Annotated in this window: 9 protein-coding genes; all 9 read left to right on the top strand. The window is 69.9% G+C overall.

All coding sequences use genetic code 11. The annotated features are described in order from the left end of the window. Positions 1 to 121 precede the first annotated feature (121 nt). The 9 genes from ACFTSA_RS04575 (at position 122) to ACFTSA_RS04535 (ending at position 15,356) form a co-directional block, all read left to right on the top strand. Positions 122 to 1,306 carry a DUF58 domain-containing protein gene (locus tag ACFTSA_RS04575; RefSeq protein ID WP_377950221.1) on the top strand — a complete coding sequence of 395 codons (1,185 nt, stop codon included), beginning with the start codon at positions 122 to 124 and terminating at the stop codon, positions 1,304 to 1,306. Continuing rightward, positions 1,303 to 3,771 (top strand): transglutaminase domain-containing protein, encoded by a 2,469-nt coding sequence (locus tag ACFTSA_RS04570; protein WP_377949963.1) that lies wholly within the window; start codon positions 1,303 to 1,305, stop codon positions 3,769 to 3,771. Before ACFTSA_RS04575 ends, ACFTSA_RS04570 begins: the two co-directional genes overlap by 4 nt. Continuing rightward, positions 3,768 to 5,162, top strand: a complete 1,395-nt coding sequence (locus tag ACFTSA_RS04565) for an RDD family protein (RefSeq protein ID WP_377949962.1) — start codon at positions 3,768 to 3,770, stop codon at positions 5,160 to 5,162. Before ACFTSA_RS04570 ends, ACFTSA_RS04565 begins: the two co-directional genes overlap by 4 nt. After that, positions 5,159 to 6,034, top strand: coding sequence for a PP2C family protein-serine/threonine phosphatase (locus ACFTSA_RS04560; RefSeq protein ID WP_377949961.1), 876 nt, complete (start codon positions 5,159 to 5,161; stop codon positions 6,032 to 6,034). Before ACFTSA_RS04565 ends, ACFTSA_RS04560 begins: the two co-directional genes overlap by 4 nt. Next, positions 6,021 to 7,745 carry a hypothetical protein gene (locus tag ACFTSA_RS04555; protein WP_377949960.1) on the top strand — a complete coding sequence of 575 codons (1,725 nt, stop codon included), beginning with the start codon at positions 6,021 to 6,023 and terminating at the stop codon, positions 7,743 to 7,745. The genes ACFTSA_RS04560 and ACFTSA_RS04555 overlap by 14 nt, the downstream gene beginning before the upstream one ends. Then, the gene (locus ACFTSA_RS04550; protein ID WP_377949959.1) at positions 7,742 to 9,358 is read left to right on the top strand and encodes a protein kinase; all 1,617 of its coding nucleotides are present in this window, start codon (positions 7,742 to 7,744) and stop codon (positions 9,356 to 9,358) included. Before ACFTSA_RS04555 ends, ACFTSA_RS04550 begins: the two co-directional genes overlap by 4 nt. 79 nt (positions 9,359 to 9,437) lie before the next feature. Next, positions 9,438 to 10,142 (top strand): hypothetical protein, encoded by a 705-nt coding sequence (locus ACFTSA_RS04545; RefSeq protein WP_377949957.1) that lies wholly within the window; start codon positions 9,438 to 9,440, stop codon positions 10,140 to 10,142. Beyond that, positions 10,139 to 14,611: an FtsK/SpoIIIE domain-containing protein gene (locus ACFTSA_RS04540; RefSeq protein ID WP_377949956.1), complete on the top strand. Its 4,473-nt coding sequence runs from the start codon at positions 10,139 to 10,141 to the stop codon at positions 14,609 to 14,611. Before ACFTSA_RS04545 ends, ACFTSA_RS04540 begins: the two co-directional genes overlap by 4 nt. An 88-nt stretch (positions 14,612 to 14,699) precedes the next feature. Then, positions 14,700 to 15,356, top strand: coding sequence for a hypothetical protein (locus tag ACFTSA_RS04535; RefSeq protein ID WP_377949955.1), 657 nt, complete (start codon positions 14,700 to 14,702; stop codon positions 15,354 to 15,356). Positions 15,357 to 15,401: the final 45 nt, after the last annotated feature.

Genomic DNA, 15,401 nt, shown 5'->3' with positions numbered 1-15,401 from the left:
GGTGCAACTAGCCAGGGTGCAACTGCCCAGTGTGCAGCCGCCTAGGGTCCTGCTGCCGAAGCAACGGGTGTGGTCGGATGCCGGCAGCACCGCGCGGCTCGCGCTTGGTCCGGCCTGGCGGATGGCCGACGACGTGTGGGGCCGCCGCGTCCGCCCGGTCCTGGCCGTGGTCAGCGTCCTGGGCTGGTCCGTGCTGGCCGCCGCGGTTCTTCTGTGGACGGCCGGAAACGCCTACGGCTGGCAGGAAGCCAAGGCAGCAGCCATTGCGGCGCTGGTGCTCTTCGTCATCGCCGTCGGCTTCATCCTGGGCCGGTCGTCCTACGGGGTGGTGCTCGACCTCGCCCGGACCAGGGTAGCTGTGGGGGACAGCGCCGTCGGAAGCATCGCCGTGGCCAACACGTCGGCCCGGCCGCTTCTGCCCGCTGACCTCGAACTGCCCGTCGGGGCAGCCACCGCCGTCTTCCACCTCCCGCGGATGAAGCCGCAGCAGGTGCACGAGGATCTGTTCACCATCCCCACGGCCCGCAGGGCGGTCATCGTAGTCGGCCCGGTGCGCTCCGTCCGGGCCGATCCACTGCACTTGCTCCGCCGGCAGGTGCTCTGGACAGAACCGGAAGACCTCTACGTGCACCCGCGGACAGTTGCGCTGGCCGGCTCCGCTGCCGGGTTCATCCGCGACCTGGAGGGCATGCCCACCACGGAGCTGTCCAGCGCGGACGTGTCCTTCCACGCGCTGCGCGACTACGTCCCGGGGGACGACCGGCGGCACATCCACTGGAAAACCACCGCCCGGACCAACAAACTCATGGTCCGCCAGTTCGAGGAAACCCGCCGCGCCCACCTGGCCATTTCGCTGTCCATCAACACGGACGAGTACGCGTCGGAAGAGGAATTCGAGCTGGCCCTATCGGCAGCCGCGTCGATCGGCCGGCAGGCCATCCGCGAACAGCGTGAACTGGACGTCCTGACCCAGTCCGGCCCGCTGCGCTGCGAGACCGGCCGCAACATGCTGGACGACATGACCCGGATCGTCGGCACCCCGCTGCGGAAGACCGCCGTCGACCTCGCCCGCACGCTTGCCGACACGGTGCCCAACGCCTCCGTCGTTTTCTTCGTCGTGGGCAGCCACGTGACGCCCACGCAGCTGCGCTCGGCCGCCGCCTCGGTGCCGCCCGGCGTGCGGAGCCTCGCCGTGCTCGTCGACCTCGGCGCTGCCCCGGCCCGCGCCAACATCGGCGACCTGACAGTGCTCACGGTCGGTGACCTCTCCGACCTTCCCTCCGTCCTGCGAAAGGCTGCAGCATGAGTGAGGTAACCGGTCTCCGCCCCCGCCGTTCGGACGGTCCCCGCCGTTCAGAACGGAAAGACCCTTCAGACAGCGCCCGCGGTTCCGGCCGTTCAGGCCGGCCGGCTTCCGGGTCTGCCTTCGCCGACGGCCGGCCACGGTGGCATTTTGTGCTCGACGGCGGGGCCCTCACCATGCTGCTCGGATTGGGTGTCCTGGGGTTCAGCCTCAGCTTCGGCGGCGACCCCCATTACCTGGTTGCCGGCTTTGGCGGGATTATCCTGGGCCTGGCCATCGCTGCCGGCAACGCCCATTTCAGGCTGGGGCTGCTGATCACCACGGCCCTGGCCTTCGGCGCCTACCTGCTGCTGGGAACGGCCCTCGCCGTGCCCGACCCCGCGGTCGCCGGATTCCTCCCCAGCCTGGAATCGCTGCGGACGCTGCTGCTCGGCGTCGTCTTGTCGTGGAAGGACATGCTGACGGTCGGAGTTCCGGTGGGCACCGCCGGCGGCGTGCTGATCGTCCCGTTCCTGAGCGCACTTATCACGGCAGTTGCCGCCGGCGTGCTGACCTGGCGGATCCGGAGCCCCTACTGGCCGCTGCTGCCGGTCCTGGTCCTGTTCGTCACAGGCATCGCCTTCAGTACCAACGCCGGGTTCCTGACCGTGGAACGGGGCACCGCGCTGACGGTGGTGGGCATTGCCTGGGCCACTTTCCGGCGTGACGTCCTGCGCCGGCACGACACCCACAAGGTGTCGGTGAACCGTCCCCAGCACGACGCCGGCACGGCCGGGAAAGCGCGCATGCGCCGCCTGGCAGCCGGCGCCGCCGTCCTGGCGGCGACGGCGGGAATCACTGCGGCGGTATCGCCGCTCCTCGCCGCCGGTGACGAGCGGCGCGTCCTCCGCAACGTCGTCGTGCCGCCCTTTGATCCGAAGGCCTATGTCACGCCGCTGGCGAGCTTCCGCAACTTCGTCAAGGACAAGAAGGATGACGCGCTGTTCACTGTCAGGGGGCTGCCCAAGGACGCGCGGGTCCGGCTCGGCGCGCTCGATTCCTTCAACGGCACCAACTACACGATGGACCCGAACGGCTCCGGCAGCTTCAGCAAGGTGGGTGATGCGAAGTCGATCAACACGCTGGCCGACTCGACGGACGCGGTGCCGACGGACGACTACCGCCTGGACATCACCATTGACGACTACCAGGGCTACTTCGTCCCGGGCGGCCGGAGGACCACCGGACTCAGCTTTGGCCCGGGCTCGTCCGCCGCTGCCTCAGGGCTGTACTTCAACTCCGGAACCGACACTGCCGTGACCACCCAGGGCCTGTCTCGGGGTGATTCCTACACCGTCCAGATCTCGGATCCGGTGAAGCTGGAGCACGGGCAGCTGACACAGTACGACTTTGCCAAAGTCAGCCTGCCCGACCCTACCGACGTGCCGCCCGTGGTGGGCGCCCAGGCAAATGACCTGGCCTCGGACGCCCCGACGGCCGTGGACCGGGTCCGGCAGATCGAGGCGTATTTCCAGAAGAAGGGAGCGTTCAGCAACGGGCTCATCGCCGACGGGCAGCTTCCCAGTGTCTCCGGGCACGGCGCTGCGCGCATCCGCGACCTGCTGACCGCGAAGCAGATGCTGGGCGACGATGAGCAGTATGCCGTGGCCATGTCTCTGATGCTGCGGCACCTGGGCATCCCATCGCGCGTGGTTATGGGCTTCTACCCGGACCCGAAGAGCCCGGAGAACGGTGCCGGCGAAATCAGGATCCTGGGCAAGGACGTGCACGCCTGGGTGGAGGTGGCGTTCGACCGGGTGGGCTGGGTGGCCTTCGACCCCACCCCGCCCAAGGACAACATTCCCATCCCGCCCGATCCGGAAAACAAGTCCAAGCCCAAGCCCCAGGTCCTGCAGCCGCCGCCACCGCCACAGGAACCGGCCGAGCTGCCACCGGACTCCTCTCCGGACGCGCTCGACGCCGACGAGAAGAAAAACAATCCCTGGCTGCTCTGGGGTCCCATCCTGACGGCCATCGGCATCGCCATGGTTCCCGTCGGCGTCCTCGCCCTGCCTCTGCTGCTCATCGCCCTGCTCAAGTCCCGGCGCCGGAAGGCCCGCTTCACCGGCGGCGATCCCGCCCAGCGCGTCGGCGGCGGCTGGAACGAGGTCCTCAGCCTGGCAACGGACATGGGTGCCGCCGTGGACATCCGTGCAACTAGACGGGAAACGGCGGCGGTAGTCGCCGAAGCGTTCCCCGCCACCGGCACCACCACAACCCGGCTGGCACACCGGGCGGACGCCTCCATCTTCGGCGCGGGCCAGCCCAGCGAGGATGAGGTGCGGGAGTACTGGGACGTCGTGGACGGTTCGCTCAAGGAGATGACCGGAACGCTTGGTTTCTGGCGGAGGCAGCAGGCGAGGTTCTCGCCGCGGTCGCTGCTGGCTGAGGCCCGTACTGCCCTGGCCGCGCGGGGGTTCCGGCAGTGAGCGGTTCGTTTGCCACCGGGGACGGGCCTTTAGCCGGCGAGGGGACCGGGCCGTGCCCACGTTGCGGGCAGCCTGTCCGCGCGGGGGCAAGCTTCTGCGGTGCGTGCGGCACCCCGCTGCCCAACAGGGGAGGCCTGCCCGGGCGCGCCATCATGGCAGGCCGCGGCGGGAGGCAAGCCGCTCCGATTCCCGGTAGCATCCCGGTAGGGCTGGGGGAAGGAACGGACATGTCAGGCACTCTCGCGCTGGTTCCGGCGGCGCCGGGCAAGCGACTCGGCGCAGCCGTCCTCGACTGGCTCGCGCCGGTGGCCATCCTGACGGTTCTGCTGTCCTTCGGGTTCGCCGGCATCACCAGCACGCGAAGTGCCGGCCTCATCATCTACGACACAAGCCTGCTGGCCGTCCTCGGCAGCATCGGGGCCGGACTGACCCTTGTGTATGCGTTCGCCGTCGCAAGTGTCGAGGGCCGCTCGGGCAACACCATCGGCAACCAGCTGATGGGCATCCGCAGCGCCGACAGGGACGGCTACGCACCTGGCCTCGGTGCTGTGTTCCTCAGGGGCGTCGTGACCGGCGCCGGCATCCTGCTTGCCGTCCTTGCCGCCGTACTGGTGGCGGTTTTCAAATGGTTCGACGCCGCCCTGCTGGTCCTTGGACCGTCGCTGCTCCTCGGCGCGGCCTGGGCCGTCGCCGTGGTGGTATCCAGCGTCTGGGACCCGGACGGCAAGCTCCGCGGATGGCACGACCGTGCCGCCAAAACCCTCGTCTTCGACGTCGCCAACGGCCGCAACCCGGTAGCCACCGGCGGCATCGAAGGCCCCTACAGCTTTGCGCCCCTGGACCTGCCCCCGGTGCAGCAGGTGGCCTCCCCGGTTGCTTCCCGTGCCCCCGTTGCCCCGGCTCCTGCTGCCCCGGCCGCCGTCGCTTCCCAAACCCCGGCAGAGCCAGTTGTGCCTGGCGGCGCGCTCGCGTCCGCTGTTCACCCGGCTAGTCCTGTCCACCCGGACGACGCCATGGACCGCACCCAGGTGCGCGCCGGGGTTCGCCAGGACGCGCCCGAGGCGGTGCTGAGGATAACGCTCGACGACGGCCGCGACGTCCGCCTGGCACACACCGTCCTCATCGGGCGCAACCCCGCCCCTGCCGCCGGGGAATCGCAGGCGCAGCTGCTGCCCGTCCCGGACCCGGGCAGGACCATTTCCAAGACGCACCTCCACCTGCTCACGGACGGCGCCGGCGTCTGGGTCACCGACCGCCACTCGACCAACGGCAGCGCCGTCACCACACCCGACGGCATGCGCACGGCGCTGCAGCCGGGCGTGCCCGCATTTGTCAGCCCCGGAACCACAGTTCATTTCGGGGACCGCACCTTCAACGTAGGACACGCATGAATTCACAGCAGGCGGCCGGAACTCCAGAGACCGGCGAGCCCGGCCTCAGGCTGAGCTACGGCTACGGAACGGACCGGGGCCTTCGCCGCGAGCTCAATGAGGACTCCTACATTGCCTCGGATCCCGTGTTCGCCGTGGCTGACGGCATGGGTGGCCATGAGGCCGGCGAGGTAGCCAGCGGTTTGTGCGTGCGGGCGTTGGCCCGGTTGCCGCAACTCGCCACCGGGGAGCGGACAGCCACAGCGGGAGTGGTGCAGCAGTACCTGGCCAGCGCCGACGAATCGATCCGCTCCGCCACCGGCTCACGGGCCGGCACCACACTCAGTGGCGTGGTGGTGGTGGAGCAGATGGGTGTTCCCTACTGGCTGGTCATGAACATCGGGGATTCCCGGACGTACCGGCTGAGCCAGGGCCGCCTCGCCCAGGTCAGCGTGGACCATTCCGAGGTTCAGGAGCTCGTTGAGAGGGGCGAGATCACCGCCGAGGAGGCCGCGGTTCATCCCCGCCGGCACGTCGTGACACGGGCGCTGGGCGCAGGCGACGAGACCGAGGCCGACTACTGGCTCCTGCCCATTGAGGAAGGCGACCGGGTGATGGTGTGCTCGGACGGCCTCAACGGCGAACTGACCGACGCGGAGATGAGGGAAATCCTCAGCACGGTGGAGGACCCGCAGGAAGCAGTGGATGCCCTGATCCAGGCGGCGTTGCGCCGCGGCGGCCGGGACAACATCACGGTGATCGTCATCGATGCCAGGAACGTGCTCAACGAGGCCGGTGTAGCCACGACGGCGCCCCGGACTGCCGCCGACGCGGAAGACGAGGACACGCTGCCGCGCGCCGGAAGCAAGGACGCTGTCAATGGCCGCAGCTAGCTATGTCCCCGGCGGATGGCTAGGCCTCATCCGGCAGGGAACTGCGGTGATCCTGGACCCAGCCACTCCGGCCCCGCTGGTCAGCACAGTGTGGGATCTCCTGGCGAAAGGCCAGAACGCGGCGGAGATTCTGCACGCCGTGACGGGAGGGTTCGGTGCGCCGCTGTCCGCCAGCCCGTGCTTCGGGATCATCGGGTTCAGCGATTCGCTGCGGGTCTTCCTGCGCGGCGACATCGACCTGACAGTCCAGCTCCCGTCAGGCTCCGTAAAGCTGGACGGCCGGAACGTCACCACCTGGACCGAACGGTGGCTGGAGGCACCCGAGCGGTTCAGCGTGGAGGTGCCGGCGGCCGCCGGAGCACATCCTGAATTACCAGAGGCCGCGCTGCACACCGCCGACTTGCGCACCGCCGAATTGCCGCTGATTGAGGGTGCCGTACTTCTGCAGTCGCTGCGCGTCAGCGTCACCAAACCTGGCGGTAGCCCCCCAGGCCGGCCGGAACCTGTTGCAATGTCGACGGCGGCACCGTCTACTGCGGAAGCGCCTTTGGAGGCCTCGGCAGAAACCATCGTGGCGCCCGGTGAGGACGTCTCACTGGCGGCAGAGCCGGAGCAGGAAGCGTCGGCCGAGACGGTTGCCGGACTGCAGGAAACCGTTACCGGATACACGGAGACAGGCGCTGCCGCCGCCGGGACACTGCCCGGGGACAGCCCGGCCACGGAACTGACCGGCTCGTACGACCACCTCTGGGACAAAACGGTGGTGCGCAGCATCGAGGATGCCGCCGTGCGGACGGATGCGGAGGACGACGGCGGCGCTCCGGCGGGCGCGGAGACGGCAGTTCCGGAAACGGGGACTAAGGAAACAGCTGCTCAGGAGCCCCCGTCAGCCCCTGCCCCGTCAACTCCTGCCCCGTCAACTCCTGCAGTGTCAGGCCTGATCGACTCAGTGCCGTGGGCGACGGGCAATGGCCGTGCCCCGGCAGCGGACGTGCCGCCCGCATTCTCGGGGCACGAGGTGCCGCCCGCCTCCTCGGCAGCCGACGCACGGCCGTCGTTCGCAGCGCCCGACGTCCCGCCGTCGTTCGCGGCAGCCCAGGTCCCGCCGTCGTTCAGCTCCGTACCCGGACCGGGGGTGGCGGCCGAAGGGGACCACGACGGTCAGACGATCCTCAGGAGCGACCTCCCCGCCTTCGGAGGACAGCATCCCGGGCAGGGACAGGAACCCGGCCAGGCGGCGGCGGCAGGAAACGGGCCCATGGTGCTCGCACGCGTGTGCCCCGGCGGCCATGCCAACCCTCCCACCAGCGGGCAGTGCTTCACCTGCGGGGCGCAGCTGCCGGACGTCGCCATCCAGGTGCCGCGCCCCCGGCTGGGCCGGCTGCGGCTGTCCACGGGGGAGCTGATAGACCTCGACCAGTCGCTGGTGATCGGACGCCAGCCGTCCGTGTCCCGGGTCCAGGGCGGCATCATGCCGCGGCTGGTCCAGGTGGCCAGCCCCGGCGGCGACATCTCGCGGTCCCATGTGGAGGTCCGGCTGGAGGGCTGGCATGTGATGCTGTGCGACCTGAAAGCCACCAACGGCACCGTGCTCGTCCGCGAGGGGCAGCCGCCGCGGCGCCTTGCCCAGAATGAGATGGCCATTGTCCTGGACGGCGACATCGCAGAACTCGGCGATGACGTGTCCTTGCGCTTTGAGGAGATCCTGTGAGTTCCAAGCGGCCGGCGGCACCACCGCCCCGCATCCCCGGTTTTAACTACGTGAGCCTGCTCGGATCGGGCGGCTTCTCGGACGTCTACCTCTACGAGCAGGACCGGCCGCGCCGCAAGGTGGCCGTAAAGGTGCTGCTGTCCGGACTCAAGACGGAGGGCGCCCGCCGCCGCTTCGAGTCCGAGGCCAACCTGATGGCCCAGCTGTCCTCACACCCCTTCATCGTCACCATCTATGAGGCCGAGGTGACGGAGGACGGCCATTCCTACCTCGCCATGGAGTACTGCTCGCGGCCCAGCCTGGATGTCCGGTACCGCCGGCAGCGGTTCAGCGTGGACGAGGTCCTGGCCGTCGGCATCCAGGTGGCCTCTGCCGTCGAAACGGCGCACCGGGCCGGCATCGCCCACCGCGACATCAAGCCCGCCAACATCCTGGTCACGGACTACAACCGCCCCGCGCTCACCGACTTCGGAATCTCCGGCACGCTGGCCGGCGACGTCGACGAGGACGCCGGGATGTCCATCCCGTGGTCGCCGCCGGAACAGTTCAGGGACGGAAATACCGACGGCGTGCTGGTGGACGTGTGGGCCCTCGGCGCCACGCTGTACACACTGCTCGCCGGACGGTCCCCGTTCGTGCTGCCGGGCGCCGACAACTCCCAGCGCGAGCTCATCTCGCGGATCACCAACATGCCCGTGCCCCGGCTGGGCCGTGCCGACGTGCCGGAATCCCTTGAACTGGCCCTGGCGACGGCGATGGCCAAGCAACCCGCCTCACGCTATTCGTCGGCCCACGCCTTTGCCCTGGCATTGCAGCGGATCCAGGCCGAGCTCAACCTGTCCGTCACGCCGTTCGAGGTGCTCGAGGAACGCCAGCCGGACGACGTCCACCAGGACGACGGCGTGGAGGAGACGCGCGTCCGCAACGTGGCCTCCATTGACCCGGACCGGACCGGAAGCGCCCCCACCTTCCCGGCCCGCACCAAACCGCTGGACGGGGGAGCCGCGCCTCAGCCGGCCAATGGGCTCTTACCGGGGATCCCGCCGTCGGCCGCTCAGGCGGCACGGGAGCCTGCGCCGTTCACTTCGCCCGCAGCGGACGACCGGGCCGACGCCACGGTCCTGCGCGGCAACCAGCCGAAGGCTGCGGCGGATGATGCACCCGGGCAGCGGGAGGACCATCCGGCGGACCACGGGAAACGCAACCTGTGGCTCGCCATCTCCGGCGGGACGCTTCTGGTGCTGGCGGTCATCGTGGGCATTGTGGTGGCGTCGGCCGCGCCCCAGCCCGAGACCCGGCCCACCGAAACCATCAGCAAGCCGCCCGCCGACGCCGTCGACGACGGGTCCGTGCCCGACGTCGCCAAGCTGGCCGGCAGCGCGGGCGCGCAAGGGAAAGTCCGCTTCACCTGGACGAACCCGCAACCGAAGCCAGGGGACACCTACAAGTGGCGGATCAAGACGGTCAAGGGCGGCGGAGGCTACCTGTCGACGTCGGCCACCCGGGTGGACGTCACGGCGAATGCGGCGGAGCCCACGTGTGTCCAGGTGATCATCGTCCGCAGCGACGGATCCGCGTCACCGGCCGGCGAGGACTCCATCGCGTGTCTCTAGCACGCCCTTAGCACGACGCGGCGCCAGCAGTATTAGCAGCCGCCCAGCAGCAACTGACCCGACGACAAGACAGGAAAACATGGGAGACCTGGCCATAGATTTCTGCGGCGAGTGGTACGAGCCCACCGATGAGGACATCTTCAGCATCGGCCGCGAGGGCGACCTTGAGGTGGACGACAACCCGTACCTGCACCGGCGCTTCCTGCAGATTGCCAGGTATGACGGCATCTGGTGGCTCAGTAACGTGGGCAGCCGTCTCTCCGCCACGGTGGCCGACGGATCCGGCGGCATGCAGGCCTGGCTCTCACCCGGCGCCAGGCTGCCGCTCGTCTTCAGCCACACCAGCGTCATCTTCACGGCCGGACCCACCACCTACGAATTCGCCGTCCACCTGAAAACGCCCTCGTTCCGGCAGGAGACCAGCAGCGAAACCAGCAGCGGCGACACCACCATCGGACCCGTTGTTTTCACCGACTCCCAGAAGGCCCTCATCGTGGCGCTCGCCGAACCCATGCTCCGGCGCGAGGGCACCGGATTCAGCGCCATACCGTCTTCCGCGGAGGCGGCCCGGACCCTGGGCTGGGCCCTCACCCGGTTCAACCGGAAGCTGGACAACGTGTGCGACAAGCTGGACCGGGCCGGAGTGGCCGGACTGCGGGGCGGCGGCGGCAAGCTGGCCACCAACCGCCGGGCCCGCCTCGTGGAGCACGCGGTCACCTCGCACCTGGTCACCGCCGAGGACCTGCACCTGTTGGAACAGATGCGCGGTGATGTCGAAGCATGAGGATCCGACTGACCCTGCGCCGGGACCCCGCCGAAGCGAAGGACCTGGCGGTCACCGTGGACGGCCGCGCCACCGTCGCGGACATCGCCACCGAGCTCTGGACGGCTGACCCCGCCCGGCGCCAGGAGCCCGCCCCGCCGAACCTTTCCCTCCGGATCGACGAGGCTTTCGTGGCCGGCGGCATGCGCGGCATCGTCCTGGACCGGGCGGACAACCTACTCGAATCCGGGCTGCGGCCCGGGTCTGTCGTTTCCCTCACCCAGGTGAGCAGCCAGTTCGGCAACCCGAACGACGCCGGCCCTGCCGCGGACCGCGGGCCCGCCGCGGCAACGCTGCGCATAGTCTCCGGGCCCGACGTCGGGCGGGAGTTTTCGCTGCCCTCCGGCACCAGCTACATCGGACGGGACCGGAACGTTGACGTCCGGCTCACGGACCCGCTCACGTCGAAGCGGCACGCCCGCATCACGGTGGGGGAGAGCATCGAGATCGTCGACACGAACTCCGCCAACGGCCTCCAGATGGACGGGCTGCCCGTCACCCGCGCCACGCTGAATTCCTCCGACACCGTCACGCTGGGCGACACCGTGCTGACCGTGGTGCCGCTGGCGCGCAGCGGCGCGGCAGCCCCGACCTCGCCCCTGGTGCACTTCAACCGTTCCCCGCGCGTGGTGCCCCGGTTCGCCCCCGGCAAGCGGGTGCCCCCGGCAGGACCCAAGCGGCAGGACCACCACCCTTTCCCCTACATCATGCTGATCGCTCCGCTGATGATGGGCGCGGTGCTGTTCGTGGTGACCCAGAGCCTGCTGTCCATGCTCTTCATGCTGATGATGCCGCTGTTCATCGTGGGCCACTACGTGGACCAGAAGCTGCAAAGCAAGCGCGAGCGCAAGGAACAGCTGAAGCAGTTCCGGGAGGCCATGGCGGCCTTCCGGCAGGACACCACCGAGCTGCAGCGCGTGGAACGGGCCGTCCGGCTCCAGGAAGCACCGTCCGTCAGTGACACCGTTGACTCCATCTACAAGCTCGGCCCGCTGCTCTGGACCCACCGGCCCGAGCACTCCGGGTTCCTGGCCCTCCGGTTCGGGCTCGGCACGGCGCCGTCCCGGCTTCCGTTCGAGGAGCCGAACACCGCCGAAACCGAGACGGAGTACCGGCGCGAGATCGAGGACTGCCTGGACCAGTTCCGGCAGATCGAGGGTGTGCCGGTCGTTTCCCAACTGCGGTCCGCCGGCTCGTTCGGCCTCGCCGGGCCGCGCGGACTCGTCGATGACGTGGCACGCGGAGTGGTGCTCCAGCTCGTGGGCCTGCATTCCCCGGCCGAGGTGGCCGTGGCCGCCATCACCTCGGCCCGGTCCCGGGAACGCTGGAACTGGCTGCAGTGGCTGCCGCACGTCGGCTCGAGCCACAGCCCGCTCGGCGGCGACCACCTCGCCGCCGGCTCGGCGGGCGGCACCAGCCTGCTGGCCCGGATCGAGGACCTCGTGGAACTGCGGGAAACTGCGATTCGTTCGCAGGGCCCCGGGCAGGGTCCTGCGCAGCGGCCGGGCATCCACGAAGAAACCGCGGACGTTCCGCCGCCGGTGCTGCCCTCGGTGCTGGTGATCGTCGAGGACGACGCCCCGGTAGACCGCGGCCGGCTGACCCGGCTCGTGGAGCGCGGACCCGATACCGGCGTCCACGTCCTATGGGTGGCTGCCGGCGTCGAATCCCTTCCGGCCGCCTGCCGTGACTTCATGGCGGTGGACGGCGAGCACGGCACCACCACCGGCCAGGTCCGGCTGGGACGCCACACCTACCCCGTGAGCTGCGAGAGCGTCGACGCGGAGCTTGCAGGCCAGCTGGCCCGCATGCTCTCGCCGGTTGTCGACGCCGGAAAGCCGGTGGAGGACGACTCGAACCTGCCGCGGGCCGTGTCCTATGCGGCGCTGGGGGGCAAAGACTTCCTCGACAACCCGCAGGCCGTGGCCGAACGCTGGCAGGAGAACAACTCCGTCCGCTCCACCGCCGTCGCCAACCGCAAGGACACTGGCTCGCTCCGTGCCCTCGTGGGGTCCAAGGGCGTGGAGCCGCTGCACCTGGACCTCAAGAACGAGGGGCCGCACGCCCTGGTGGGCGGAACCACCGGCGCGGGCAAGTCCGAGTTCCTGCAGTCCTGGGTCATGGGCATGGCCACCGCCTACAGCCCGGACCGCGTCAGCTTCCTGTTCGTGGACTACAAGGGCGGCGCTGCATTCGCCGACTGCGTCCGCCTGCCGCACACCGTGGGCCTGGTCACCGACCTCTCGCCGCACCTGGTGCGCCGCGCCCTCACCTCACTGCGGGCCGAGCTCCACTACCGGGAACACCTGCTCAACAGGAAAAAAGCCAAGGACCTGCTCGCACTCCAGCGCGAGGCCGATCCGGAGGCTCCGCCCTACCTGGTGATCGTGGTGGACGAATTCGCGGCCCTGGCCACAGAAGTGCCGGAGTTCGTGGACGGCGTGGTGGACGTCGCCGCCCGCGGCCGGTCCCTGGGCCTGCACCTGATCCTGGCCACCCAGCGGCCGGCCGGCGTCATCAAGGAAAGCCTGCGCGCCAACACCAACCTCCGGGTGGCGCTGCGCATGGCCGATGAGGACGACGCCACGGACATCCTTGGCGTTCCGGACGCCGCCTACTTCGACCCCGCCATCCCGGGCCGCGGCGCGGCGAAAACCGGACCGGGCCGCATCCAGGGTTTCCAGACCGGTTACGCCGGCGGCTGGACCACGGACCGCCCGCAGCGTCCGCAGATCGACATCGTGGAGATGGCCTTCGGGTCCGGTCCCGCCTGGGAAACACCGGCGCCGGAGACCGCCGTGCAGGACGAACCCGCCGGACCCAACGACATCGCCAGGATGACCGCCAACGTCATCGCCGCCGCCGACCTGCTGGCCATCGAGCCGCCGCGGAAGCCGTGGCTGAACGAACTTGCCACGACCTACGATTTCTCGCTGCTGCCCAACCCGCGCACCGACGAACGGCTCCTGCTGGGCGTCGCGGACGATCCCGCCCGCCAGGACCAGCCCACCGTCTTCTACGAACCGGACAAAGACGGCAACATGGCCATCTACGGCACGGGCGGCTCGGGCAAGTCCGCGGCCCTGCGGGGGATCGCCATCGCGGCCGCCGTCACGCCCCGCGGCGGCCCCGTTCACGTCTACGGGATCGACTGCGGCTCCGCCGGGCTCAAAATGCTCGAGGAGCTCCCGCACGTGGGCGGGATCATCGACGGCGACGACGTGGAGCGCGTGGGCAGGCTCCTGCGCTGGCTCAGCGACCTCGCCGAGGACCGGGCACGGCGCTTCGCCGAGGTCCGGGCCTCCACCATCGGCGAGTACCGCAAGCTCGCCGGCCTGCCCGATGAAAAGCGCATCTTTGTGCTGGTCGACGGCATGTCGGCCTTCCGCGAGGGCTACGAATACAGCAAGCTTTCCGGCCTCTGGGACCTCTTCCTGCAGCTGGCCACGGACGGCCGTCCCCTGGGCATCCACCTCGTTGTCACCGGTGACCGCCCCAGCTCCGTCCCGGCGTCGTTGCTTGCCTCCATCCAGCGGCGGCTGGTGCTGCGTCTCTCCGCCGAGGACGACTACCTCACCATGGACGTGGCGAAGGACGTCCTGGGCCAGGCCTCGCCTCCCGGCCGCGGGCTGCTGGGCGGCCACGAGGTGCAGCTCGCCGTCCTCGGCGGGAACTCCAACCTGGCCCTGCAGGCGCGCGAAGTGCACAAACTCAGGGAGGCCATGCTCCGTCAGGGCGTGGAACAGGCTCCCCGGATCGAGCGGCTGCCCGAGCAGATCGACTTGGACATCCTGCCAGCCGGGCTCCCGGACCTTCCCGTCATCGGCGTGGACGACGAAACACTGCAGCCGGCAACGCTCATGGCCAAGGGCCCGCTGTTGCTCGCCGGGCCGCCGGGCGCCGGACGGACCGTGGCCCTGGTGACCATGGCCTATGCGCTACGCCGGTCCAACCCCGGCACCGAACTGGTGTACCTTGCCGCCAGGAAATCCGCGGTGGCGTCGCTGCCCGTCTGGGACCGTTCGCTGGTGGGCGCCGACGACGTCGAAGAGGCGGTGGAGGCGCTCACGGACCACGCCTCGGCCAACCCGGGCAAGGTGGCCCTCTTCATCGAAGGACTCACGGAGTTCACGGACACCCTGGCCGAGTCCGGCATCGAAAGGCTGGTGGCGGCGGCCATCAAGGCGGACCAGTGGGTGGTGGGGGAATCCGAAACTTCCACCTGGTCATCGGCATGGTCGCTGGCGCAGCCGTTCAAGTCGGGCAGGCGGGGACTGCTGATTAATCCGGGTGATATCGACGGCGACAGCCTCCTCAATACCTCGCTCGGACGGGTCGGTGCCGACTTCATTCCGGGACGCGGTTACATCGTGGGCAGGGGCAAGGTGCGCAAGCTCCAGATCGCGATGCCGCCGGAAAACCGGCAGTAGCCGATTTGGCGCGCCGCGCCGGACTGTAGGAAGATACCCGGGACAAAACTCGGCGCGGGGTACCCTGCCCGGCTGCAAAGGTACTTCCATGATCCGAATCACGAGTCCGCGGGGCGCGCTGCTGCCCGGAATTGCCGCTGCCATGCTGGCTTTCAGCGTTGCGGCCGGCTCCGCCGGAGCGGCACAGGCGGCCTGCCTGCCCGAGCAACAGTGCACCGAATCACCAGTACCGGTCCCCCCGCCGTCGTCCGGTTCCCCGGCTCCGGCTCCGGCTCCGACGACGACGGCGGCACCCGCGCCGGCGCCCGCACCGGCGCCCGCGGCGCCGCCGGCACGGAAGGCACCTGCGCCGGCCCCCGCTCCTGCACAGCCCGTGGCGCCTGCGGCGCCGCGCGTTGCCCCCGCACCCGCGCCGGCCGTCCCCGCTCCCGCGATGGCGCCTGTGGACCCGCAGCCCGCCGATGCCGGGACCAACGTGGTGGTGGCTACACCCGCCACGGTTCCGGCCACCTCTGCCTCCGCCACCCCCGGGCCGTCGTCCTCCACACCCGCGGCCGAGTCCAGCTGGACCAAACCGATCCCCACGCCGGTCCAGGCCGGCCAGGCCGCCGCCGTGGTAGTCGCGGACAAGGGCTCCGGCATCGGCCTCTTCGGCCTGTTCGCCATCATGGGCGGCGTCCTCCTGGTGGGTCTGGGCGGACTCGCCTTCGCCCTGTGGAGCCGCAACCGCCCCGGCCACTGGTAGGACTGTTGCCGGCAGGGGAGGCCCGCCGCCTCGGCAAAATGTCCG

It is taken from the genome of Arthrobacter sp. NPDC057013 (genome assembly GCF_042674585.1).
Taxonomy (GTDB): Bacteria; Actinomycetota; Actinomycetes; order Actinomycetales; family Micrococcaceae; genus Arthrobacter.
This window is presented reverse-complemented; position numbering and strand designations above follow the sequence as displayed.

What these genes read in the sequence shown, in the direction of transcription:
- ACFTSA_RS04545 (WP_377949957.1), top strand. Translation starts at nt 9,438, where the DNA reads ATGGGAGACCTGGCCATAGATTTCTGCGGCGAGTGGTACGAGCCCACC.
- ACFTSA_RS04575 (WP_377950221.1), top strand. Translation starts at nt 122, where the DNA reads ATGGCCGACGACGTGTGGGGCCGCCGCGTCCGCCCGGTCCTGGCCGTG.
- ACFTSA_RS04570 (WP_377949963.1), top strand. Translation starts at nt 1,303, where the DNA reads ATGAGTGAGGTAACCGGTCTCCGCCCCCGCCGTTCGGACGGTCCCCGC.
- ACFTSA_RS04540 (WP_377949956.1), top strand. Translation starts at nt 10,139, where the DNA reads ATGAGGATCCGACTGACCCTGCGCCGGGACCCCGCCGAAGCGAAGGAC.
- ACFTSA_RS04560 (WP_377949961.1), top strand. Translation starts at nt 5,159, where the DNA reads ATGAATTCACAGCAGGCGGCCGGAACTCCAGAGACCGGCGAGCCCGGC.
- ACFTSA_RS04535 (WP_377949955.1), top strand. Translation starts at nt 14,700, where the DNA reads ATGATCCGAATCACGAGTCCGCGGGGCGCGCTGCTGCCCGGAATTGCC.
- ACFTSA_RS04555 (WP_377949960.1), top strand. Translation starts at nt 6,021, where the DNA reads ATGGCCGCAGCTAGCTATGTCCCCGGCGGATGGCTAGGCCTCATCCGG.